Source organism: Corallococcus terminator (assembly GCF_003611635.1).
GTDB classification, from domain to species: domain Bacteria; phylum Myxococcota; class Myxococcia; order Myxococcales; family Myxococcaceae; genus Corallococcus; species Corallococcus terminator.
In genome coordinates this window covers 1-3,077 of sequence record NZ_RAVZ01000574.1, presented here as the reverse complement: position 1 = coordinate 3,077, position 3,077 = coordinate 1, and the positions used below count along the sequence as shown (strand labels likewise).

Below are 3,077 nucleotides of genomic sequence, written 5' to 3'. Positions count from 1 at the left end.
CGCACCCGCCGCCGCCTCGCCCTGCAAGCACCCACCCACCCATCCAGACTTCACCCGAGACCTCCGGCTGCCAAGCCCGTCCGCCTCCGCCAGGCACCCGGGCCTTCCTGCCCGGGTCACCCGCGTGTCCCTGTACGAGAGCAAAGCGTGTGCCCCGGAGATCAAGGACGCGGGCGGACCTCTTTTCAGGGGGTTGCGACACACCCGACGCAGTGGACGCCCGGAGGGTCGGAAGACGTTGCAGCTTTCAGGCACGCGCCCCCGGTAGGAATTGCCGGGCGGGGGAGCCACGGGGGCCTGCCTCGAAGGGCGGCCGTCACGACGTGGCTCGAGGGTTCATCCGCCCCGGACGGCGCTGGGGATCAGCGCCATCAACGGGGCCCGGGCATCGTGTTCGGGGACGCCCTACCGGACTTCGGGGTGGCTTCAATGTCAGCGGGAAACCGGGCCCGCGAAGCCTCGCGTTGCTTCCACCGCGCTTCGACGAACCGACGTCGGGCTTCAGCGTCGCTGGGTGAACTGGACGCGCCGGCCGCCGCCGCCCATGGGGGGCATCATCGGCGGGGCTTCCAGGCCGAACTGCCACCAGAGCGGCTCATAGGGCTTCATCTTGAGGCGCTTGTCGTTCTGCAACTGGGCGAGGCTGCCCTTGAGCTTCTCATCGGACGGGTTCTGCTCCACGCCCCGGGCGAGCACGCGCTGGGCGGCGTCCTTGTCCTTCTGCTGCAACAGGCACCAGGCGTACACGGCCCAGACGATGGATTCCTTCTTGCCGCTCTTCACCGCGGCCTCGAAGGAGGCCTTCATGGCGTCCTTGTCGTTGAGGCGGAAGTGCAGGGCGCCCTCCATGGCCTTGGCCATGTAGTTGCGGCCGCTGGCCTGCTTCAGGTGAGGCTTCGCGCCCTCGATGTCCTTCACCATGTACTTGAGCATGCCGATCTGGGCGTGGATCTCAGGACCGATGAGGAACTGCCACTTGTCCCAGACGAGGCCCTGCTCCAGCGTCTTGACGGCCCGGTCCACGCGGCCCTGGGCCTCCTTCTGGTTGGCGGGCTGGCCCTGGAGATCGTTCTGGACCGTGGACATGAGGGCCTGGACGCGGGTGGAGACCCGGCGGGCGAGCACGATGTAGGCGGCGAAGAGGGCGATGACGCCGGGCACGATGCCGGCCCACCAGGAGAAGCCGCCGACCAGCTTGACCAGCACGGCGACCGCCAGCCCGATGGCCAGGGAGATGAGAAGGTTGTACATGCGCAGCCCCTTTAGCGGTGTGCGTGGACCGCCGCAATCTTCGGATGCACACGAACCGAAGGCGCGATATACGTTCGGCCGCCTCGCTTTCACCCGAGGGGCCCTCTGTCGAAATTGGTAGACGAGGCGGACTCAAAATCCGCTGCGGCTGACCCCGCGTCCCGGTTCGAGTCCGGGGAGGGCCATTCCCCCAAACGCAGCACCGGCGTCCGAGATGCCGCCTCCTTCGGATGTCCGCCCGTGAAAGCACCGATTTGTCCTCCGCGCTGGGAGTCGCGATGAAGGTACTTCTGGTCGAGGACGATCCGAGCCTCCGCGAGGGCATGGGAGAGTTGGTCTCCGAACTGGCGGACGTCCAGGCGGTGGGCACCATCCACGAAGCCCTGGCCGCCCTGAAGACCGACCGTTTCGAGCTGGTGATGACCGACCTGCGCATCGCGGGCGGCCACAATGACGGCCGGGGCATCCTGGAAGCAGCGCGTCGTCGGCTGCACCCGGTGGCCATCGTCAGCGCCGCCGGCCCCGACGAGGTCGTCCAGGCCCTGCACCCCTTCGAACCGGACGCCCTCCTGATGAAGCCGTTCCAGGTGGACGACATCATGGGGCTGGTGGAGCGCTTCCTCGACTTGAAGCGTCAGGCGCTCGCCGCCTCGGAGTCCCCGCTGGCGCCAGACTCGCCGGCCTGGACGGAGTTCGCCCCGGGTGCGCGTTCGGCCACGCCGGCCTCGGAGGCCCCCCGGACCTGGGTGCGGCTGACGTCGGAGACGGACCATCGCTGGCCCCCGCCTCATCGTGGCCAGGGGATCCTCCTCTTGGAGGGTGACCTGGAGCTGGACGGGGAACGCTATGCCGCGCCCTGCTACCTGTTCCTCGGCCTGGGGGCGTCACCCCAGACGCGGACGCGGACGGGCGCGCTGGCGGTCTGCGTGCCGCTGCGCGACTGAAGCGAAGAAGAGGACACACCCCCGTGGAGATTCCCCTCTGGCCTTCGCCGCATGATCCGTCGCGTCTGGGGCGTCCGTCCCGGCGCGCGGCCACCGCCGCCCTGGAGACCCACATCGCGGTGCTCAAGGGGGATCCGCTGAAGGCGGCGCTCGCCAACGCGCTGCGGGATGCCGAAGGGCTGGGCGGACAGGAGCGGCGGTTCGTGGCGATGGCGTCGCGAGAGCTGTCCCGGCACATGCGGTTGTTGGACCTGGCGGCGCGCCTCCTGGGCCATTCGCACGCGAAGATCGTCATGACGGAGGACCAGGCGCTGGTGCGCTACACGCTCTGGCGCCGGCTCTTCTGTGGCGAGGGCTGGACGCGCATCGGCCCCGAGGTGCGATTGCCTGGGCCGGTGCGGCCCCGCACGCTGCATGACGCGGTGCTGGAGGGGCTCGCCACCAAGCCCCTTCCGGAGGCGCCCGCGTCGGAGTCCGTCGTGGACAGGCTTGCCACCCGGTACTCCTTCCCGGGGTGGCTCACCCAGCGGCTCGCGGACGTCTACCCGGAAGACACGCTGGCGGGCCTGATGGCGTCGCTGGATGAAGAGCCCGCGCTGCACTTCCGCGTGCGGCCCGCCGGGACCCGGGACGCGGTGCTCGCGGCGTTGGCGGAAGAGGGCGTGGTGGCGGAAGCCGTGCCGTCCTCGCCGGACGCGCTGCGCGTCGCGGATGCCAGCCACCGCATCTTCGAGACGCGGGTGATGAAGTCCCGGCGGCTCCAGGTGCAGGACGTGGGCAGCCAGCTCATCGTCCAGGCGTGCGTTCCTCCGGGGGGCAGCCTCGAAGGGCTCACCGTGGCGGACATCTGCGCGGGGGCCGGGGGCAAGACGCTGGGGCTGG

The 3,077-nt window shown here is 69.9% G+C and carries 2 protein-coding genes, 1 tRNA gene and 1 pseudogene; 3 read left to right on the top strand and 1 reads right to left on the bottom strand.

Going from position 1 to position 3,077, the window contains the following annotated elements; translation table 11 throughout:
* Positions 1-501 precede the first annotated feature (501 nt).
* Complete coding sequence (locus tag D7V88_RS40215; RefSeq protein ID WP_120545788.1) at positions 502-1,251, bottom strand: tetratricopeptide repeat protein; 750 nt, start codon at positions 1,249-1,251, stop codon at positions 502-504.
* 99 nt (positions 1,252-1,350) lie between these two features.
* Here D7V88_RS40215 and D7V88_RS40210 point away from each other — a divergent pair.
* From D7V88_RS40210 to D7V88_RS40200, 3 genes and pseudogenes are all read left to right on the top strand, one after another.
* A tRNA-Leu gene (locus tag D7V88_RS40210) sits at positions 1,351-1,436 on the top strand.
* Between the two features lie 93 nt (positions 1,437-1,529).
* Positions 1,530-2,195, top strand: coding sequence for a response regulator (locus tag D7V88_RS40205; protein ID WP_120545789.1), 666 nt, complete (start codon positions 1,530-1,532; stop codon positions 2,193-2,195).
* A 119-nt stretch (positions 2,196-2,314) separates the two neighbouring features.
* A pseudogene (locus D7V88_RS40200) lies at positions 2,315-3,077 on the top strand (RsmB/NOP family class I SAM-dependent RNA methyltransferase); the annotation flags it as partial.

Coding starts and splice junctions, on each gene's coding strand:
- D7V88_RS40215 (WP_120545788.1), bottom strand. CDS start 1,251: ATGTACAACCTTCTCATCTCCCTGGCCATCGGGCTGGCGGTCGCCGTG.
- D7V88_RS40205 (WP_120545789.1), top strand. CDS start 1,530: ATGAAGGTACTTCTGGTCGAGGACGATCCGAGCCTCCGCGAGGGCATG.